The 19,420-nt window shown below is 29.9% G+C and carries 20 protein-coding genes; 14 read left to right on the forward strand and 6 right to left on the reverse strand.

The window, feature by feature from the left end:
* Window positions 1-18: 18 nt before the first annotated feature.
* Genes M6G78_RS07005 through M6G78_RS07015 form a run of 3 tightly spaced genes read right to left on the reverse strand, consistent with a single transcriptional unit; the run spans window position 19 to window position 3,696 of the window.
* Complete coding sequence (locus M6G78_RS07005) at window positions 19-1,224, reverse strand: DUF2207 domain-containing protein (protein WP_138268712.1); 1,206 nt, start codon at window positions 1,222-1,224, stop codon at window positions 19-21.
* Between the two features lie 6 nt (window positions 1,225-1,230).
* The gene (locus tag M6G78_RS07010; protein WP_171020582.1) at window positions 1,231-3,126 is read right to left on the reverse strand and encodes a DUF2207 domain-containing protein; all 1,896 of its coding nucleotides are present in this window, start codon (window positions 3,124-3,126) and stop codon (window positions 1,231-1,233) included.
* A 15-nt stretch (window positions 3,127-3,141) separates the two neighbouring features.
* Complete coding sequence (locus M6G78_RS07015; protein WP_138268711.1) at window positions 3,142-3,696, reverse strand: LemA family protein; 555 nt, start codon at window positions 3,694-3,696, stop codon at window positions 3,142-3,144.
* A 203-nt stretch (window positions 3,697-3,899) separates the two neighbouring features.
* Between M6G78_RS07015 and M6G78_RS07020 the strand changes: the two genes are divergently transcribed.
* The 4 genes from M6G78_RS07020 to M6G78_RS07035 all read left to right on the forward strand — a co-directional run bounded on the left by M6G78_RS07020 (window position 3,900) and on the right by M6G78_RS07035 (window position 7,518).
* On the forward strand, window positions 3,900-5,093 hold the full coding sequence (locus M6G78_RS07020; RefSeq protein WP_138268710.1) for an acetate/propionate family kinase: 1,194 nt from the start codon (window positions 3,900-3,902) through the stop codon (window positions 5,091-5,093).
* 81 nt (window positions 5,094-5,174) lie between these two features.
* Window positions 5,175-5,651: a DUF177 domain-containing protein gene (locus tag M6G78_RS07025; RefSeq protein ID WP_171020581.1), complete on the forward strand. Its 477-nt coding sequence runs from the start codon at window positions 5,175-5,177 to the stop codon at window positions 5,649-5,651.
* A gap of 13 nt (window positions 5,652-5,664) precedes the next feature.
* A complete protein-coding gene (gene rpmF, locus M6G78_RS07030) occupies window positions 5,665-5,844 on the forward strand; it encodes a 50S ribosomal protein L32 (RefSeq protein ID WP_138268708.1) in 180 nt (59 codons plus the stop codon).
* Between the two features lie 150 nt (window positions 5,845-5,994).
* Window positions 5,995-7,518 carry a YifB family Mg chelatase-like AAA ATPase gene (locus tag M6G78_RS07035; protein ID WP_138268707.1) on the forward strand — a complete coding sequence of 508 codons (1,524 nt, stop codon included), beginning with the start codon at window positions 5,995-5,997 and terminating at the stop codon, window positions 7,516-7,518.
* A gap of 40 nt (window positions 7,519-7,558) precedes the next feature.
* Here M6G78_RS07035 and M6G78_RS07040 read toward each other — a convergent pair whose 3' ends face one another.
* Complete coding sequence (locus tag M6G78_RS07040; RefSeq protein ID WP_253229998.1) at window positions 7,559-8,095, reverse strand: hypothetical protein; 537 nt, start codon at window positions 8,093-8,095, stop codon at window positions 7,559-7,561.
* Window positions 8,096-8,365: 270 nt separating this feature from the next.
* Here M6G78_RS07040 and rpsB point away from each other — a divergent pair, with 270 nt between their 5' ends.
* From rpsB to M6G78_RS07090, 10 genes are all read left to right on the forward strand, one after another.
* A complete protein-coding gene (rpsB, locus tag M6G78_RS07045) occupies window positions 8,366-9,100 on the forward strand; it encodes a 30S ribosomal protein S2 (RefSeq protein WP_138268705.1) in 735 nt (244 codons plus the stop codon).
* Window positions 9,101-9,118: 18 nt separating this feature from the next.
* Window positions 9,119-10,030, forward strand: coding sequence for a translation elongation factor Ts (gene tsf, locus M6G78_RS07050; protein WP_371922832.1), 912 nt, complete (start codon window positions 9,119-9,121; stop codon window positions 10,028-10,030).
* A gap of 112 nt (window positions 10,031-10,142) precedes the next feature.
* Entirely contained in the window at window positions 10,143-10,847 is a 705-nt protein-coding gene (pyrH, locus tag M6G78_RS07055) for a UMP kinase (protein ID WP_138268703.1), read from the forward strand.
* 12 nt (window positions 10,848-10,859) lie between these two features.
* Window positions 10,860-11,417 carry a ribosome recycling factor gene (gene frr / locus M6G78_RS07060; protein ID WP_138268702.1) on the forward strand — a complete coding sequence of 186 codons (558 nt, stop codon included), beginning with the start codon at window positions 10,860-10,862 and terminating at the stop codon, window positions 11,415-11,417.
* Window positions 11,418-11,441: 24 nt separating this feature from the next.
* A complete protein-coding gene (locus M6G78_RS07065; RefSeq protein ID WP_138268701.1) occupies window positions 11,442-12,158 on the forward strand; it encodes an isoprenyl transferase in 717 nt (238 codons plus the stop codon).
* Between the two features lies 1 nt (window position 12,159).
* On the forward strand, window positions 12,160-12,981 hold the full coding sequence (locus M6G78_RS07070; protein ID WP_253230000.1) for a phosphatidate cytidylyltransferase: 822 nt from the start codon (window positions 12,160-12,162) through the stop codon (window positions 12,979-12,981).
* Window positions 12,982-12,993: 12 nt separating this feature from the next.
* The gene (rseP, locus tag M6G78_RS07075) at window positions 12,994-14,019 is read left to right on the forward strand and encodes an RIP metalloprotease RseP (protein WP_253230001.1); all 1,026 of its coding nucleotides are present in this window, start codon (window positions 12,994-12,996) and stop codon (window positions 14,017-14,019) included.
* A 12-nt stretch (window positions 14,020-14,031) separates the two neighbouring features.
* A complete protein-coding gene (gene ispG / locus M6G78_RS07080; protein ID WP_253230002.1) occupies window positions 14,032-15,081 on the forward strand; it encodes a flavodoxin-dependent (E)-4-hydroxy-3-methylbut-2-enyl-diphosphate synthase in 1,050 nt (349 codons plus the stop codon).
* On the forward strand, window positions 15,081-15,818 hold the full coding sequence (locus M6G78_RS07085) for a PHP domain-containing protein (protein WP_253230003.1): 738 nt from the start codon (window positions 15,081-15,083) through the stop codon (window positions 15,816-15,818). The genes ispG and M6G78_RS07085 overlap by 1 nt, the downstream gene beginning before the upstream one ends.
* Window positions 15,819-15,821: 3 nt before the next feature.
* Window positions 15,822-16,313: a GNAT family N-acetyltransferase gene (locus tag M6G78_RS07090; RefSeq protein WP_138268696.1), complete on the forward strand. Its 492-nt coding sequence runs from the start codon at window positions 15,822-15,824 to the stop codon at window positions 16,311-16,313.
* A 24-nt stretch (window positions 16,314-16,337) separates the two neighbouring features.
* Here M6G78_RS07090 and uppP read toward each other — a convergent pair whose 3' ends face one another.
* Together uppP and M6G78_RS07100 are read right to left on the reverse strand one after the other, a co-directional pair.
* Window positions 16,338-17,174 (reverse strand): undecaprenyl-diphosphatase UppP, encoded by an 837-nt coding sequence (gene uppP, locus M6G78_RS07095; protein ID WP_253230004.1) that lies wholly within the window; start codon window positions 17,172-17,174, stop codon window positions 16,338-16,340.
* 66 nt (window positions 17,175-17,240) lie between these two features.
* A complete protein-coding gene (locus M6G78_RS07100; protein WP_253230005.1) occupies window positions 17,241-19,379 on the reverse strand; it encodes a polyribonucleotide nucleotidyltransferase in 2,139 nt (712 codons plus the stop codon).
* Window positions 19,380-19,420: the final 41 nt, after the last annotated feature.

Genomic DNA, 19,420 nt, shown 5'->3' on the forward strand with positions numbered 1-19,420 from the left:
TGTAAGTCTTTTTATTTTTTAATACGAATGAATAATTGCATCATCTAGTATATCCATATCATTATTAAAATCATTCAATGAAATTTCTTTTCTTTCATCATAAACCGAATAGAAATAAGGCATTTCTATTTTATCCTCATTTTCATCAAATAAAATTATTGATAGTTCCAAAGAAAATAAATATGGAAGTATTTCAAAAAAGTATTCTCTATAATTGTTATATAACGATATTAAACTTTCCTTATCAAACTGATTCAGATTATTTTTAAACCCGCTTAATTGTGATATCACATAGTTTAAGTGTTCACTTCTTTTAAATATAAACCCATTTACAATAACACATAAAAGTAACAAGTTAAGTTGGCAAACAAACATAATACCAATATTACTGTAATGAATTGAAAAGTAGGGAACTGATATATTACCGCAAAGTATAAATATGCTTGTAACAAGCACCGCATATTTAACATAAGTACTACTACTGGTTTGATATGCAACAATTAAATGGGACAATAGATAATACATAAATCCCGCTAAAATCAATAATAATATTGTAAAAGCAACTCTAAATCTTAATGCTCTAAAAGCAAAGTAAGAATATATTATGAATGACGCAATAAGAAGAATTGCAAATAATACACCTGTCAATCTTCTAAAAAATCTTGATGTTTTATCTTCAATATTACTATCTTTAGAATAAGAATTATTTATAATATTTTCCATTCTAGAAAAATAATGTCCTTCATTTTCAAACAATTCCTTGCTGCTAACAGAATTTCTATTCCCTTTAAAAAGAATTTTATATATAAATCTTTCAAACTTTGTTGTGTATTTATCTAATTCTTTTATTTTCTTTATTATAATTTTTCCATCTATATCTTTAAAAATACTAATATATTTTTTTATTGCAAGGGATAGTATCAAGGATACATAATGATTACTTTGAACTTCTCCTGTATCTAAATATCCTGCAACAAATCCATCCATACCACTTGGAGGATAAACAGCTTTTTCTTGATTAACCTTTTTATCTTTACCCCATATAAAATAAATTATTAAATTTAAAATAAGTAAAGCCACAGCACAAAGTAAAAGTATAGTTAATATATTTGGAGGAAGCTTTTTACTAAAAAGCTTCTGTGTTACATAAATAACAACTCCTATAACTATGGCTAAAATTAATAGAATTACACCTTCTTGAACTTTTTCTTTTTTCCTATCCATAATTTCCTACCAGCTTCCGCCGCCACCGCCGCCGAAGCCGCCTCCAGAGAAGCCTCCTCCACCGGAAAAGCCACCGCCACCACCTGAAGAAATATCGCTTACTTCTACTGCACTTACAGTGCTATTCATAAACAACATTCTATCATATAGACGTGACATCATATAATAATCCCAAAATGTAGGAGAATTATAAGAACTATACCATGTAGGAGGTTCCATTGTTATATCTTTAAATTTATCCATCCACTTTGAACTTATTCCAAGTACAAATGTATAAGGCATTATATCATAAAAATATGAAGGATTTTCTTCAACCAATGCCTCAAGTTTATCTTTTTCAGTAACAATCAAAAAGTCTTTAAATCCAAGTATCTTTCCAATAATACTATCTAAATATTTACTTCTTTTATATGTCATACCTGTTAAAAATACACTTATGGTTAAAATAATATTTTGTAATAAATAAAAAATCACGCTAAAAGATAAAATATTTAAAACAAAACACATTGCTCCCATAAGTAAAGCATATAAAATCAAACAAAATACTATCCCAAAAACTTTACTTTTGTTACTTCCGGTGTGTATCTTACTTATCAAATAAATAATTGATATATAAATACCGCCTATTAAAACAGTTGATGCAAATCCTAAAATTAAGCTTATAAGCATACTATAAAATATTTGATAGAAAGTATAAGTATAGCTTATAAATGTAAATAGACAGACTACACCGGTCATTATACGCTGCATTTTTAAAGCAACTCTATCACTTAAACTCTTTTCTCCGCTAAACTCACTTTGCAAATCATCTCTTGCAAGTGTTAGTGCTGAAGAATACTTATATTTAAGTGAAGATAATTTCACTTCATCAGAAGAAGCAAACAAATTATCAAACAAACATTTTTCATAAAGTTTTGCATCTTTTGGTAAATCTTTCACCTTTATAAAAGTAAGTTCTTCTTCACTTTCTTCTCTTATTTTAAGATATCCTTTAGATGCAAAATATATTATCATTGATGTTAGATTTTTATCACTCCAACTGTCCCCTGCAATATATCCAACCTCTGCCGGAGTCATGTTATTTGGAGGATAAAATTCAACTGTCTTTATTATTTTTTCATCTTTCCCATGTTTTGTAAATACAAATAAAGATAATATTAATATTAATACTGAAACTATAAGAAAGATAACATCAAATAATTTATTATTTGAAGATGCATTTACAAAATATCCATCAGGAAGCTCTATTCTAACTGTAACACTTTCATGATTATAAAGTTTAGAAGTTGTATATCCTTTTATTACATTATTATCAACACTATACTCTACATTACTGTCTGTATTGCCATAAGAACCTGATGTAAAATTAATTAAGTTTGTATCAAAATCTTTTGGCATTTTAATTGTAAAGGTTACTTTATCAATGGTTGTATCCCAGTCGTTTCCTATAAGGTTAAAATAAACATCATCAAACTCATTTATTCCGTCATTACCGACAACATAAGTATATTTAATTTTATAAGTTTGCTTACCGGTTACATATTCGTCACTATCCCCTATTTGCAATACTATATTATCAAAATTTCTTTCTGTAGAATAATCACTTCCAACTACATCAATATCTTTTACTTTAATTAAATGTGTTTTCTTTACATCTTTTCCATCAATATTTCTTGTAGCAGAAGAAATTGTAGGGATTGTTCTGAATATACCATGTTTTTGATTATATCCAAAATCTACATCTATTGTTTCTTCTATTGTATAGCTGTTATCATCATTTACTACCATGTTTATTTTGTAATTATCTATGGTAAATGCTTCCGATGCAAAAACATTTATTGATGGAAGCAAAAGTAAAAGCGATAATAATACTAAGCCTACAATTTTTTTTGTTCTTTTCATATTAATACCTAAATGTTAAAATTCGACTTTTACGTTTTCTCTTTCTTCTTCACTGTTTACTTCAAATAAAGGTTTGGTAGAAAAACCAAACATATTTGCTATAATATTAGTTGGAAAAACTTCTGTTTTTGTATTAAAAGTATTAACTATAGCATTATAATATTTTCTTGAAGAAGCAATCTCTTCTTCCATTCTGTTTAAATCATTTTGAAGAGAAACAAAATTTTGATTTGCTTTTAAATCAGGATAATTTTCAGAAAGAGCAAATAATGATTTTAAAGTACCTGAAAGAACATTTTCACCTTCGATTTTATCTCCAACATTAGAAGCATTCATTGCCATGTTTCTTGCACTTATAACTTTTTCGAGAGTGCCTTGTTCATGTTTTGCATAGCCTTTAACTGTTTCAACTAAATTAGGAATAAGGTCATATCTTTTCTTTAGATAAACATCCATAGTTGCAAAGGCTTCTTTTATTTTGTTATTTAACTTTACGAAATTGTTGTAAGCTGATATTAAGTATAGAATAATTACAGCAGCAACAATTAAAATGATAATTAATGCAATCATAACTTTCTCCTTTAAAAATATTTTTATTATATTTTATCATATAAACTCAAATCTAATTATACTTTTATATAAAAATATTAAAATAATTATGAAAATATTTACCTACATTATTATTTACAAAACAACAAAAAGGGTATAAAATAATAAGGAATTTTTCAAATACAAATAAAAACAGTTTACATTTATTAGGAGGAAATATATTAATGAAAGTTCTTGTAATTAACTGCGGAAGCTCTTCGCTAAAATATCAACTTATTGATATGGATAACAACAATGTTTTAGCTAATGGAGTAGCTGAAAGAATAGGTTTAGAGGACGGAATTTTAACACATAAACAACCTGAAAAAGATAATGTAGTATTTAATGAAGACATGCCTACACATAAAGAAGCTCTTCAAATTTTAGTAAAGGCTCTTGTTGATAAAGAATATGGTGTTATTAGCAGTTTAGATGAAATTTCTGCAATCGGACATAGAATAACAACAGGCGGCGAAAAATATAATGAATCAATCAAAGCAACAGATGAAGTAATCGAAGGATTAAAAGAATGCAGTGAGCTTGCACCTCTTCACATCCCTGGACAAGTAATGGGTCTTTTAGGATGTAAAGAAGTATTCCCTGGAAAAGAAATGGTATGTGTATTCGATACATCTTTCCACAGAACAATTCCAAAACAAGCTTATATGTATCCTATTCCTTATGAATACTATGAAAAATATAGTATAAGAAAATACGGTTTCCACGGAATCTCTCATCAATTTGTATCACAAAAAGTAGCTGAACTTATGAATAAAGATGTAAAAGATTTAAAAGTAATTGTATGTCACTTAGGTAATGGTGCTAGTATTTCTGCCGTAAACAAAGGGGAATGTATTGAAAACTCAATGGGATTCACTCCTCTTGATGGTCTTGAAATGGGAACAAGAAGCGGTTCTATCGACCCATCAGTAATTCCATTCCTTTGCGAAAAAGAAAACAAAACACCAAAAGAAGTTGAAGAAATTTTAAACAAAGAATCAGGTTTACTTGGAGTTTCAGGAGTATCTTCAGACTTTAGAGACATAACAGATGCTATGGAAAAAGGAAACGAAAGAGCAAAACTTGCGTTTGATATATTTGTATATAGAGTAAAAACAACTATTGGAGCTTACACAGCTGCAATGAATGGAGTTGACTGCATCGCATTTACAGGTGGTATTGGCGAAAACTCAACAGATGTTAGAGCTGCAATATTAAAAGATATGGAATTCTTCGGTATCGAATTCGACGAAGAAGCAAACAATGTAAGAGGAAAAGATCAAGTTATAACAAAACCTTCTTCAAAAACAACTTGCATGGTTGTTCCAACAAATGAAGAATTAATGATAGCAAAAGAAACAATAAATATATTAAAATAGCCAAGAATTAATAATAATATATTGACAAATTATAGCTAAAGATATATAATTGTTCTTACTGTGACGCTAGGAGGAAAAAAGTTGATTATTAAACTTAAAAAAATATTAGATAGCGATAATCAGTGTCTTTTAATTGATGAAAACCTTGAAGATTTTTCTTATAAAGATTTTCAAATTTCAAACATTAATGTAAAAGGTGAAGTATTTAAGCAGTCTGATATTTTACAGTTAAGTTGTAAAATACTTTTTACTTATTTTACAACCTGCGACAGATGTTTGGAAGATATCCAAAAAAATGAAGATTTTCCTTTAGAAAAACAGTATGATATCAAAGAGATTGAAAACAGTGAAGCTGAAGGAATCGACCTTAAAGAAGCTGTAAGAGAACAAATTTTATTAAATATGCCGAATAAAGTTTTATGCAAGGATGATTGTTTAGGCCTTTGTCCAGATTGTGGTATAAACCTAAACAAAGAAAGCTGCGATTGTGGTAAAAATAAAATCAATCCAAAATTTGCAGCACTTAGTAAACTATTAGAGGGCGAAGGTGAAAACTAGGAGGTGAATAATCATGGCAGTACCAAAGAGAAAAATTTCTAAAGCAAGAAGAGACAAAAAAAGAGCTAACAGTTATAAAATCGCTATGCCTGCATCTAGCGTTTGTCCAAAATGTGGAGAAGTAAAAGCTCCTCACAGAGTATGTAGCGTTTGCGGAACATATAAAGATGTAACTGTTATTGATGTTGAATAATAAAGATAAATTAAAACACTGTACTAAGGTACAGTGTTTTTTATTTATTAAAAAATGTGACCAAAAAGTGACCAGATACTCTCATATTATTGACAATGAACATATGTTCTACTAATATTAAATAAAAGAAATAATATAGAGGTAATAAAAATGTTTAGTAAATTATATTCAGGAAGCATTATGGGAGTTGACGGAATAATCGTAAGTGTAGAAACAGATATTATTAACAAAGCGCTTCCCTCAATGGCAGTTGTAGGACTTGGAGATATTGCAGTTAAGGAATCAAAAGAAAGAGTTTTTGCAGCAATAAAAAACAGTTCTTTCCAAATACCACTTGGTAAAATAACAATAAACTTAGCACCTGCAAATATAAAAAAAGAAGGAACGTTTTATGATTTACCAATAGCAATTGGTATACTTCTTTCTTCAACACAGATTTTTTCAAATATTGATTTAAATAAGTATTTATTTATCGGAGAACTTTCACTGGATGGAACACTTCGAGGAGTAGATGGAGTTCTTCCAATGGTTATGGAAGCAAAAAATAACGGAATAACAAATATTGTAGTTCCTGTTGAAAACGCAAAAGAAGCTTCAATTATAGATGGTATAAATGTTTATCCCGCAAGAAATATTTTAGAAGTAGTTTCTCATATTAATAACAGAAAACCAATAAACAAGATAGAATTTAACAATAATTATTTTGAAAATGATGATATATTATCAGAAGTTGATTTTGCAGATGTAAAAGGACAAGAAAGTGTTAAAAGAGCAATGGAAATAGCAGCTGCGGGAGCACATAACATTCTTATGATAGGACCTCCGGGAAGCGGAAAAACAATGCTTGCAAAAAGATTTTCAACTATTCTTCCTAAAATGACATTAGAAGAAAGTTTGGAAGTTACAAAAATATATTCTGTATCAGGACTTTTAAAGAAAGATGAACCACTAATAAAAACAAGACCATTTAGAAGTCCTCATCATACAATATCAGATGTATCTTTAATTGGAGGAGGAAGAATACCAATTCCGGGAGAAGTAAGCCTTGCACATCTTGGAGTATTATTTTTAGATGAATTTCCAGAATTTCAAAAGAAAGTATTAGAAGTTTTAAGACAACCCCTTGAAGACGGAGAGGTTAATATTTCAAGAGTATATGCTTCCCTATCCTATCCTGCTGATTTTATGCTTCTTGCAAGTATGAACCCTTGCCCTTGCGGATATCTTGGAGACAGTAAAATAGAATGTAAATGCACAGATAGTCAAAAAGAAAGATATAAAAACAAAATATCAGGACCTTTACTTGACAGAATAGACATTCAAGTAAAAGTTCCAAGACAAGACTATGACAAATTAAGAATAAATAGTACTAAATCAGAAACAAGTGCACAAATAAGAAAAAGAGTAAATAAAGCAAGAGAAATCCAGCTAAAACGATATAAAGGAACTAACATTCTTTTTAACTCCATGTTAACTCCAAGTAAAATAGAACAGTGGTGCAAAATCGGAGAAGAAGAAGAAAAACTTATGAAAATGGCTTTTGATAATTTGAATTTATCAGCAAGAGGCTATCATAGAATTTTAAAACTTGCACGAACAATAGCAGATCTTGACGGAGAAGAAAATATAAATTCATCCCATATAAGCGAAGCATTACAATATAGAGGAATGTAAGTTGTTTTATCATAAAAAGCAGTATAAAATATACTGCTTTTTATATTGGAATGTTTTTAAAAACAAAATCATTCCCATTATAATTAAATGATATTGTAATACTTTTTACATTTTCATTAAAAGGAAGGAATCTAAAATTCAAAGTTTCTTTATATTTTAAAGGCTCATCAACAGGATAATCATCAAAATAAAAATTTATGGGTTTATATTCCATTCCAAGATTATCAACAACTTTTAAGTTATTAATTTTATGATTACTTATGGGATTTTTATTTTGATTTTCTACTAAAAAAACTACATAAAAAGAGCTTTTATTTCCACTCATCCAAGAATAAGTAATAAAATAATTTTCATTTAACACCCTTTCTATATCTATACTTACTCCTCCTTTTGATAGATAATACTTACTTTTCCCATAATCTTTCTTTAACAAGTCTTTTATGTTATAAGGAACATTTGAATCCATGTTTGAAACAGAAAAAGACATTCCGTTAAAAACAAACGTAAAAATAACAAGACCTATGAAAATAATTAATAATAAATACATTATACTTTTTAATGTTCTTCTTTTTTTCATACTAAAATATATGAACTTTAATTTTTTATATGATTAAACAATTAATAAGTTAAAAATAAATATTTAAGTTAAAAATTACCTCAAAAGCCTTTATAGCCTTAATTTTAGGTAAAAAAACATAAAAAAATACATATATTATCTTGCATATAAAATCCCCTTATGATATCATAAACAAGGTTGACAAAAAAATCACAGATATGCTTTAAATTCTTTGGTTCTCGTTTATGAGCTGAATTGGCATATCAAGGAAAAAACCAAGGAGGAAAAAGAATGAGTTACATTCAAATGAAACAATTATTAGAAGCTGGTGTTCAATTCGGACATCAAACAAGAAGATGGAATCCAAAAATGAAAAAATACATCTTCACAGAAAGAAATGGTATTTATATCATTGACTTACAACAAACAGTAGGATTAGTTGACGATGCTTGCAAATTTGCAAGAGAAATCGCTGAAGAAGGCGGAGAAATCTTATTCATCGGAACTAAAAAACAAGCTCAAGAAGCTATCCAAACTGAAGCAATTAAAAGTGGAAGTCACTTCATTAACCAAAGATGGTTAGGTGGTACACTTACAAACTTCCAAACTATTTCTAAAAGAATTAAAAAATTACACGAATTAAATCAAATGGAAGAAGACGGTACTTTTGATGTACTTCCTAAAAAAGAAGTTATCTTACTTAAAAACCAAAGAGATAAACTTGAAAAATTCCTAGGCGGAATTAAAAACATGGAAAAACTTCCATCAGCATTATTCGTAATCGACCCTAAAAAAGAAAGAATTGCTATTTCAGAAGCTAAAAAACTTAATATTCCAATTATCGCTATTGTTGATACAAACTGTGATCCTGATGAAATTGATTACCCAATTCCAGGTAATGATGATGCTATAAGAGCCGTATCATTAATCGCTTCTACTATTGCTAATGCTATTTTAGAAGGTAAACAAGGCGAACAAATGGAAGATGCTGTAGTTGAAGAAGCTACAACAGAAGTTGAAGAATAATATTATCAAGGGGATATAATTATGGCAATTACAACTAAACTTATTAAAGAACTAAGAGAAAAAACAGGCGTTGGTATGATGGACTGCAAAAAAGCACTTGTTGAAACAGACGGTGATATTGAAAAAGCCATCGTATATTTAAGAGAAAAAGGTCTTGCTGCTGCAAGCAAAAAAGCAGGAAGAATCGCTGCTGAAGGTGCTGTAAAAGTAGTAGTTAAAGACGATAAAATTGCTGGTATCGTTGAAGTAAACTCAGAAACAGACTTCGTTGCTAAAAACGAAGACTTCCAAAACTTTGTTGAAGATGTTGCTGAACAAGTTTTAGTAAGCGATGCTAAAGATTTAGATGCTTTCTTAGCTGAATCATGGGCAAAAGAAGCAGGAAAAACTGTAAAAGAAGTATTAAACGAAAAAATCGCGGTAATCGGTGAAAACTTAAACATCAGAAGATTTGAAAAAATCGTAAGTAACGGATGCGTTGCTGCTTACATTCACGGAAACGGAAAAATCGGTGCTGTTGTAGAAGCAGACTGTGATGAAGTAAACGATGCTGTTAAAACTTGCCTTAGAAATGTTGCTATGCAAGTTGCAGCTATGAATCCTAAATATGTTTCAAGAGAAGAAGTTCCAAGCGATTATATTGAATCAGAAAAAGAAATTTTACTTCACCAAGCAAAAACAGAACATCCTGAAAAACCTGACAATATCATTGAAAAAATGATTACAGGACGTTTAAACAAAGAACTTAAAGAAGTTTGTCTTCTTGACCAATCATATGTTCAAGATCCTGATTTAACAGTTGAAAAATACATTGCTCAAGCCGGTGCAAACATCAAAATCAACAAAATTGTTCGTTTTGAAACAGGCGAAGGTCTTGAAAAGAAAGAAGAAAACTTTGCTGAAGAAATTCAAAAACAATTAAATGCATAATGACAAAACAAAAGAACACAATTAACTCAGTTGTGTTCTTTTTTTATTGTTTTATTTAAGTAAATATTGTATTATATATAAAGAAAAGATAAATGATAGATAGGAGTATTTTATGGAACCTAAATACAAAAGAATTATATTGAAAGTAAGCGGTGAAGCTCTTGCCGGAGATAAGAGATTTGGTTTAAACACATCTGTTATAAATAAAATAAGCGAACATATAAAAAAATGCCACGACATGGGAGTTGAAATTGCCATAGTTGTAGGAGGAGGAAACTTCTGGAGAGGAAGAACAGGCGAAGGCATGGACAGAGCAACTGCTGATTATATCGGTATGCTTGCAACTGTAATGAATGCATTAGCTCTTCAAGACAGCCTTGAACAATTAGATCTACAAGTAAGAGTTCAAAGCGCAATAGAAATGAGACAAATATCTGAAAGTTATATAAGAAGAAGAGCAATAAGACATTTAGAAAAAGGAAGAATTGTAATATTTGCATCTGGAACAGGTAACCCATTCTTCTCAACAGATACAGCAGCATCTCTAAGAGCTGCAGAAATAGAAGCTGAAGCTATTTTATCTGCAAAAAATATAGATGGAGTTTACAATAAAGACCCTAATTTATATGATGATGCAATAAAATATGACGAATTAACTTATCTTGATATTTTAGATCAAGGATTAAAAGTTATTGACTCAACAGCAGCATCACTTTGTATGGACAATAATATTCCATTACTTATATTTGCAATAGATCCACCTGAAAATATTGAAAAGGTAGTATGTGGAGAAAAAATCGGTACAATAATAAAATAAAGGAGAAAAAAAATGAGTAACGAAATAAAAGCCCAAACAAAAGAAAAAATGATTAAAGCAGTTGAAAATCTACAATCAAACTTAAATGCATTAAGAGCAGGAAGAGCAAACCCTGCAATGCTAGACAGAATTGTAGTTGACTACTACGGAAGCCCAACACCGGTAAACCAAATGGCAAGTATATCTGCGCCAGAACCAAGAACTTTAACAGTTCAACCTTGGGATCAATCTGCTCTAAAATTAATCGAAAAAGCAATAATGAATTCTGATTTAGGTTTAAATCCTTCAAATGATGGAAAAGTTATAAGACTTTCTATTCCTCAATTAACAGAAGAAAGAAGAAAAGAACTTTGCAAGCTTGCTCAAAAAGAAGGAGAAAATGCAAAAGTTGCAGTAAGAAACATCAGAAGAAATGCTATACATGACTTAAAAGCAGCACAAAAAAATGGTGAAATTACAGAAGACGGATTAAAAGATTTTGAAGATGAAATTCAAAAATTAACAGATGAATACGTTAAAGAAATTGACGGAAAAATCAAAACAAAAGAAAAAGAAATTACAACAATATAATTATTTATTTAAGGAAAACATAAAATGGATAATTTTGAATTAGATAAAAACAATATGCCTGCCCACCTTGCCATTATTATGGATGGCAATGGAAGGTGGGCAAAGCAACAAGGGAAAATCAGAAGCTTTGGTCATAAATTTGGTGCAAAAACCGTAAAAGATATAATAAAGGAAGTAAATAATCTAAAAATAAAACATCTAACTTTATATGCATTTTCTACGGAAAATTGGAAAAGACCAAAAGATGAAATTAATACTATCATGAACCTTGTTATCGAGTATCTAAATAAAGAAACTGATGATTTAGTTAAGGAAAATGTTAAAATGGACTTTATAGGAGATATTGAATCTCTACCTGAAAAAACATTAAATAGCATGAAAGATACAATTGAAAGAACTAAAAACGGTACGGGACTTCATGTCCATATTGCCCTTAACTATGGAGGAAGAAAAGAAATAGTAAATGCTACAAAAAGGATAATACAAGAGGGAATCAATGCTGAAGACATTACGGAAGAATTATTCAGCAAATATTTATATAATAACGAAAATACAGACATTGATTTATTAATAAGAACAGGCGGAGATATCAGAATAAGTAACTTCCTATTATGGCAGATTGCATATAGTGAGTTGTATTTTTGTGATACACTTTGGCCTAATTTTAATGTAGAAGAATTACATAAAGCCATTTACTCTTTCCAACATAAAGAAAGAAGATTTGGAGGATTGGTGAAATAAATTGACAAAAAGAATAATAAGTGCAGCCGCATTAATATTATTACTGATTATTGCGTTAATAATAGGAAATAAAGCTTTTTTAGCTTTGGGTTTTATTGTAAATGCAATAGCACTATATGAATATATCAATGTGGTTGACAATAACAAAAAACATTTAGATTTATCTAAAATAATATATATTCTGCTTGGAACTATAATGATGTTCTTTGCAATTATTATGCCAGAATTATTGGTTCCTGTTCTGCCTGTTATTGTAATACTCATTACAATAAATAATATATTAAATAAAAAATACCATTCTGAAACAACGATTTATTCTGTATTTGGAATAATATATATATCTTTAATACTTTCATTTATGGTTATAATGATTAATTATTTACCAAATAATCAAGGATTAGCACTTATTACTTTCGGAATTTTAATCGCAGTTGCAACAGATTCTTTTGCTTATATTTTTGGAGTTAAATTTGGCAAACATAAACTTTGTCCTGCAATTAGCCCCAAAAAAAGCATTGAAGGCAGCGTTTATGGATTAATATTTGGTATTATTGCAGGAATAATATTATATTTCATTTATACAAAATATAATATTCTTGATCTTTTTTTAATAGACTTTATAATAATGGCAATAATAGATAGTATACTTTGTCAATTTGGTGATTTAACTGCATCAATGATAAAAAGAACTTTCGGTGTTAAAGATTATGGCAAATTAATTCCGGGACATGGTGGGATACTTGATAGAATTGACGGAATGCTTTTTTCACTTGCTGGAACGTTCTTTTATGTATATATTGTTATAAATATACTTACTTTTTAGGAGACGATTAATTTGAGCATATTATTATCAATTATTTGCACCCTGATAATATTCGGGGTATTAATAACAACTCATGAATTTGGTCACTTTATTGTGGCAAAAAAATGTGGTGTCATCGTAGAAGAATTTTCTATTGGGATGGGACCACTTCTTTTTAAAAGAAAAGGAAAAGATGATACTCTTTATTCCTTAAGACTTCTTCCGGTTGGCGGATACTGTAAAATGTATGGAGAGGATGAAGATGAAAATGAATTTGGAGAAGGCTCTTTAAATTCAATTTCCCCTTTTAAACGTATTTTGGTTTTAGCTGCAGGGGCTATTATGAATTTAATTACTGCAATCATAATTTTAATGATTGTATACGCTATGGCAGGTACAGAACCTACAACAACAATATCAAATGTACTTGAAAATTCCCCTGCGTATACTTCGGGACTTAGAGCCAGCGATACTATTGTAAAAATAGAAGATACAAATATAAATAGCTGGGAAGATCTTTCAAATGCAATTACATCATCAAATGGTAAAAAAATAAATGTAACTTATAAAACATCTGATAACCAAACAAAACAAACTACAATTACACCTACTTTAGATGAGTCAACTAATTCTTACAAAATAGGAATTAATCCTGAATATTCAAGGAGTTTTATAGGAACAATTACTAATGCTTTTAAAGCGTTCTTTATGTATATATATTTAACATTTGAAGCTATTGTAAGTTTAATTAGAGGTGTAATAGGTATTAACCAATTATCAGGACCTATAGGCGTTGCAACAATCGTAAATCAAGCGATGAGCATGGGTAGCATAATTGTTTTAAACATAACCGCACTTCTAGCAATAAATATTGGTATATTTAATTTACTTCCAATACCAGCCTTAGATGGAAGCAGAATCCTATTTTGTATTATAGAAATGATAAAAGGGTCCCCTATTAATCGTGAAAAAGAAGGAACTATTCATTTCATTGGATTTATTCTTTTAATGGCACTTGCGGTATTTGTAGCTGTACAGGACGTAATAAAACTTTTTTAGGAGAGTTATAAAATGAAAAAAACTAATGTAGTAAAAATTGGAAATAAAGTTATAGGCGGAGGAAATCCTGTATTAATTCAATCTATGTTAAAACTTCCTCCTACAGACTATAAAAGCATTATAAAAGAAATAAATGACCTTGAAATGCTGGGATGCGATATAATAAGAGGAACAATTCCCAATATGGAAGCAGCAGAAGTTATTCCGGAAATAATAAAAAATACAAATATACCTTTTGTTGCAGATATTCATTTTGATTATAAAGTTGCAATTGCAGCAATCAAAAATGGCGTACATAAGGTTAGAATAAATCCTGGCAATATTGGAGGCAAAGAAAAAGTAAGAGAAGTTGTTAAATGCTTAAAAGACTATGATATCCCTGTTAGAATCGGTGTAAATTCAGGTAGTCTTGAAAAAGATTTACTTGAAAAATATAAACATCCTACAGCAGAAGCCTTAGTGGAAAGTGCTTATAGAAGCATATCTTACTTTAATGAATTTGACTATGATAATATTGTATTATCAATTAAATCAAGTGATGTAACAACAACAATAGATGCTAACAGATTATTTAGTGAAAAGTATAACTACCCACTTCATCTTGGTGTTACGGAAGCAGGTGCTGAACTTACCGGAATAGTAAGATCCAGTGTTGGACTTGGAACACTTCTAAAAGAAGGTATAGGAGATACTATTCGTGTTTCTCTTACAGGCAAAAGTTCAGATGAAGTCATTGTAGGAAAAGAAATTTTAACAAGTCTTGGTTTAATGGAAGAAGGGGTAAGAATCGTATCCTGCCCTACTTGTGGAAGATGTAAGACAGACACACTATCAATTGTAAAAGAGATAAAGAAAAAAACAATGTACATTAAAAAGCCTATTACAGTAGCTGTTATGGGATGTGCAGTTAATGGACCTGGAGAAGCAAAAGAAGCTGATATGGGGGTTGCATGTGGTAACGGTAATGCTGTTTTCTTTGAAAAAGGAAAACAAATTACAAGCATTAAAACTAATGAAATAGCATCTTTCATCTTAGAAAGGATTGAAGAAAGAATAAAATAATGAAACTTACAGCAGAAATTCATTGCCACACAGTATATTCTCATGGAAGTGGTACAATAGAAGATAATGTATTAGCGGCAAGAGAAAAAGGAATAAAAAAAATTATTATAAGCGAACATGGCCCAGGACATATGGTTGCAAAGCATAATACAAATGAAACCTATAGAAAAATGAAAAATGAGATTATTTCATTGAGAGAAAAATATCCTGACATGGAAATCATAATGGGACTTGAAGCAAATATAATTTCAACAAAAGGCGAATTAGATGTTGATGATGAACTACTAAACATTGTAGAAGTTTTATACTGTGGAATCCATTTAATGTCTATACCAAAAAATTTAAGTGCACTATTTAACCTTCAATTAATGAATACTTTATATTGTAAGTTTGGTATTTTTAAAAAAAGACAAACTAAAATTAATACAAATGCAATAATAAATGCAATGAATAAATATCCACTTAAAATGATAACTCATCCAGATACGAGAGGACCTGTTGATATAATAAAAATTGCAAAAGAAGCTAATAAACATAATATAATGCTTGAAATAAATGATACACAAAGTAAATTAAATTCCGAAGATATTAAGTCAATTGAAAAAGAAGGAATTAACGTTATGTATGCAGTAGGAAGTGATGCACATTCAAAAAATGACATTGGAAAATGGAATAATGCAAAAAAAATTATCGAACAAAGCAATATAAGTTTAGAAAAAATATGGAATGTGGAGTAAAAAATGGAAGAAGAAATAATAATCAGAGAATTTAAAAAAGATGATATAGAAGATATGATTGACATTTGGAATGAAATTGTATCACAAGCAAATGCTTTTCCTCAAATTGATTGTTTAAATGAAGAAGACGGATTTGAATTTTTTAAAAGTCAAAGTTTTACTGCTGTTATAACTATTAATGATAGAATTGTTGGGCTTTATATATTACACCCAAATAATATAGGAAGATGTGCCCATATCGCAAATGCAAGCTATGCAGTAGATAAAAATATGAGAGGAAAACATATAGGAAAAAAACTTGTAGAACATTCTCTTTTAAAAGCAAAAGAACTTAATTTTAAAATACTTCAATTTAACGCAGTTGTAAAATCAAACAAAGCAGCAATTCATTTATATGAAGAACTTGGATTTAAGAAACTAGGTACAATCCCAAATGGATATTTAAAAAAAGACAATTCTTATGAAGATATTATTTCTTATATATACGAACTATAAAAAAGACACCAAATGGTGTCTTTTTTATAATCTAATTAAAATATTATAAATAATAAGTGCTAAACCTACTATCCAACAATAAATTGAGAAATAATAAAGTTTTCCTTTCTTAACAATGCTGTTAAGTAAAACAATAGAAAAATAACCAATAACAGCCGCACATAAGAAACCTACTATAAGTGGAACAAAAGAAGTTGAAGCTCCTATTGCTAAAATATCTTTAAATTTTAAAAGTAAAGATCCAAGTACGGCAGGTATAGACATTAAGAAAGAAAACTCAACAGCTTCTTCTTTTTTAAGACCTGAAAGCAGTCCCCCTACGATAGTAGAACCAGATCTTGAAATACCTGGAGTAATTGCAAACATTTGAAATATACCAATTATAAAAGATTTCTTTGGCCCTAACGCCTCTATATGTTTGCTATTATTCTTTCCAAGTGCATCTCCAAGAACAAGTAAAACACCTGTAATCATAAGAGTTATTCCAACAATGACAAGTGAACCGAAATTTTCACTTATAAAATCTTCAAATAACACACCTACTATACCGGCAGGAACTGATGCACATAAAATATATACTATGTATCTTCTGTATTTACTTTTATCAAGCATTGGACCTTTCAATGTAATAATATCTGCAAGCATTAAGAAGAATTCTTTAAACATATTCCATATTGATCCATAATATGCTATAACAACAGCAAGCAAAGTCCCTAAATGAAGTACAATAGTAAATTCTAAACTACCTTCCCCTATTCCCATAAAATTTTGTAAAATTACCAAATGTCCGGAACTACTTACAGGTAAAAACTCTGTAAGCCCTTGAACTATACCTAAAATTATGGCTTGAATTGTAGTCATAATATCCTCCGTTATATATCTATTTATATGCTTTAAAAGCGAAGTTAACACCCCGCTTTTAAATTTTTATTCTTCTGTTTTTTTATCTTCGTTTTTATTTTCGTCAATCTTTTTTTCTTCTTTTTTAGGTTTTGGAAGTAATGCTTTTCTTGATAAATTGATTCTTCCTTGTTTATCTATTTCGATAACCTTAACATTAACTTCATCACCTACATTAAGAATATCTGTTACTTTATTAACTCTTTCATGAGCTAATTTTGAAATATGAACAAGTCCTTCTTTTCCACCAGGAATTTCAACAAAAGCACCAAAGTCCATAATTCTTACTACTTTACCTACATAAGTATCGCCTTCTTGAACTTCTCTTGTAATATCTTCAATCATTTGAACAGCTTTTTTAGCTGCATCTAATTCAACAGCACCTACATAAGTTTGTCCATCTTCAAGAATATCAATTTTAACACCAGTTGCATCTATGATCTTGTTAATCATTTTACCGCTTGGTCCAATTACATCTTTGATTTTATCTTCGTCTATTTTAAGTGTTAAAATTTTAGGAGCATATTTGCTTACTTCTTCTCTTGGAGTTTCAATAGCAGTACTCATTTTATCTAATATGTGATATCTACCTTTTTTAGCTCTTGCTAAAGCTTCAGTTAAAATAGCTTTATCAATACCTTTGATTTTGATATCCATTTGAATAGCTGTGATACCTTTTCTTGTACCGGCAACTTTAAAGTCCATGTCTCCGTAGAAGTCTTCTACACCTTGAATATCAGAAAGAACAGACACTTTGCTTTCTTCTTTTATAAGTCCCATAGCAATTCCGGCAACAGGAGCTTTAATTGGAACACCTGCATCCATTAATGAAAGAGTAGAACCACAAACACTTGCTTGTGATGTTGAGCCGTTTGAAGCAAGAACTTCAGATACAACTCTTATTGTATATGGGAATTTATCTTGTGAAGGAATTACAGGAAGTAATGCTCTTTCAGCTAAAGCACCATGTCCAATTTCTCTTCTTCCAGGACCTCTCATTGGACCTGTTTCCCCAACTGAATATGATGGGAAATTATAGTGGTGCATATATTTTTTACTTGTTTCTTCTCCGATACCGTCAATAATTTGTTCATCACTGATAGCACCAAGAGTAGCCATAGACATAACTTGAGTTTGTCCTCTTGTGAAAAGGCCTGAGCCATGAGCTCTTCTTACTTTTCCTACTTCACAAGTAATTGGTCTTATTTCATCAACCTTTCTACCGTCAGGTCTGATTCCTTCGTTAGTAATCATATCCCTTACTATTTGTTTTAAAATCTTAGTAAAGATTTCATTAAAGTCAAGCTCATTATCAGGATACTCTTCTAAATATTTATCAAGGATTTCTGCTTTTACTTCTTCAACTCTGTCTTCTCTTGCTTGTTTTTCATGAATATTATAAGCTTCTCTAAATCCTTTTTTAGCTTCTTCATAAATTTTTTCTTTAATTTCTTCACTTGGTCTGTAGTAAGGAAGATCAGCTTTTTCTTTTCCTACTTCTTTGATGATTTCTTCTTGGAACTTAATAATTTCTTTAATATGTTCATGAGCTCCCATTATTGCATCAATCATAGTTTCTTCGCTTACTTCGTTTGCACCAGCTTCAACCATTAAAACAGCTTCGCTTGTGCCTGCTACAGTTAAGTTTAAATCACTTTTTGCTCTTTGTTCACTTGTTGGATTATAAACAAGTTCACCATCTATTAATCCAACTTGAACAGCACCAACAGGTCCTTCAAAAGGAATATCAGAAATTCCAAGGGCAAGAGATGCACCAAGAATACTTGTTATTTCAGGTGAATTATCTTGTTCAACACCCATAACTGTTGCAACTACTTGAACTTCGTTTCTAAATCCTTTGTCAAATAATGGTCTAAGAGGTCTATCTATAAGTCTGCAAGTAAGAGTTGCTTTTTCGCTGGCTTTACCTTCTCTTTTTAAGAATCCACCGGGAATTTTACCTACAGAATACATTTTTTCTTCATAATATACACTTAATGGGAAAAAGTCTATTCCCTCTTTTGCTTCCTTAGCCATACATGCATTTACAAGTACTTGTGTATCTCCATAAGAAATAAATACACTGCCATTTGCCATTTGGGCAAGTTCGCCAACTTCAACGCTTAATTCTCTGCCAAGGAAATCAGTTGTAAACACTTTCTTCATTTAAAATCTTTCCTCCACATATCATAAAAAAAGGCGAAAAA

This window comes from Anaerofustis sp. NSJ-163 (assembly GCF_024135845.1).
Lineage (GTDB): Bacteria > Bacillota > Clostridia > Eubacteriales > Anaerofustaceae > Anaerofustis > Anaerofustis butyriciformans.

Excerpts from the sequence above, each read along its gene's own strand:
- M6G78_RS07090 (WP_138268696.1), top strand. The coding sequence starts at position 15,822 with ATGGAAGAAGAAATAATAATCAGAGAATTTAAAAAAGATGATATAGAA.
- M6G78_RS07065 (WP_138268701.1), top strand. The coding sequence starts at position 11,442 with ATGGATAATTTTGAATTAGATAAAAACAATATGCCTGCCCACCTTGCC.
- uppP (WP_253230004.1), bottom strand. The coding sequence starts at position 17,174 with ATGACTACAATTCAAGCCATAATTTTAGGTATAGTTCAAGGGCTTACA.
- rpsB (WP_138268705.1), top strand. The coding sequence starts at position 8,366 with ATGAGTTACATTCAAATGAAACAATTATTAGAAGCTGGTGTTCAATTC.
- M6G78_RS07005 (WP_138268712.1), bottom strand. The coding sequence starts at position 1,224 with ATGGATAGGAAAAAAGAAAAAGTTCAAGAAGGTGTAATTCTATTAATT.
- M6G78_RS07015 (WP_138268711.1), bottom strand. The coding sequence starts at position 3,696 with ATGATTGCATTAATTATCATTTTAATTGTTGCTGCTGTAATTATTCTA.
- M6G78_RS07035 (WP_138268707.1), top strand. The coding sequence starts at position 5,995 with ATGTTTAGTAAATTATATTCAGGAAGCATTATGGGAGTTGACGGAATA.
- M6G78_RS07020 (WP_138268710.1), top strand. The coding sequence starts at position 3,900 with ATGAAAGTTCTTGTAATTAACTGCGGAAGCTCTTCGCTAAAATATCAA.
- M6G78_RS07100 (WP_253230005.1), bottom strand. The coding sequence starts at position 19,379 with ATGAAGAAAGTGTTTACAACTGATTTCCTTGGCAGAGAATTAAGCGTT.
- M6G78_RS07040 (WP_253229998.1), bottom strand. The coding sequence starts at position 8,095 with ATGAAAAAAAGAAGAACATTAAAAAGTATAATGTATTTATTATTAATT.
- M6G78_RS07085 (WP_253230003.1), top strand. The coding sequence starts at position 15,081 with ATGAAACTTACAGCAGAAATTCATTGCCACACAGTATATTCTCATGGA.
- ispG (WP_253230002.1), top strand. The coding sequence starts at position 14,032 with ATGAAAAAAACTAATGTAGTAAAAATTGGAAATAAAGTTATAGGCGGA.
- pyrH (WP_138268703.1), top strand. The coding sequence starts at position 10,143 with ATGGAACCTAAATACAAAAGAATTATATTGAAAGTAAGCGGTGAAGCT.
- rpmF (WP_138268708.1), top strand. The coding sequence starts at position 5,665 with ATGGCAGTACCAAAGAGAAAAATTTCTAAAGCAAGAAGAGACAAAAAA.
- frr (WP_138268702.1), top strand. The coding sequence starts at position 10,860 with ATGAGTAACGAAATAAAAGCCCAAACAAAAGAAAAAATGATTAAAGCA.
- M6G78_RS07010 (WP_171020582.1), bottom strand. The coding sequence starts at position 3,126 with ATGAAAAGAACAAAAAAAATTGTAGGCTTAGTATTATTATCGCTTTTA.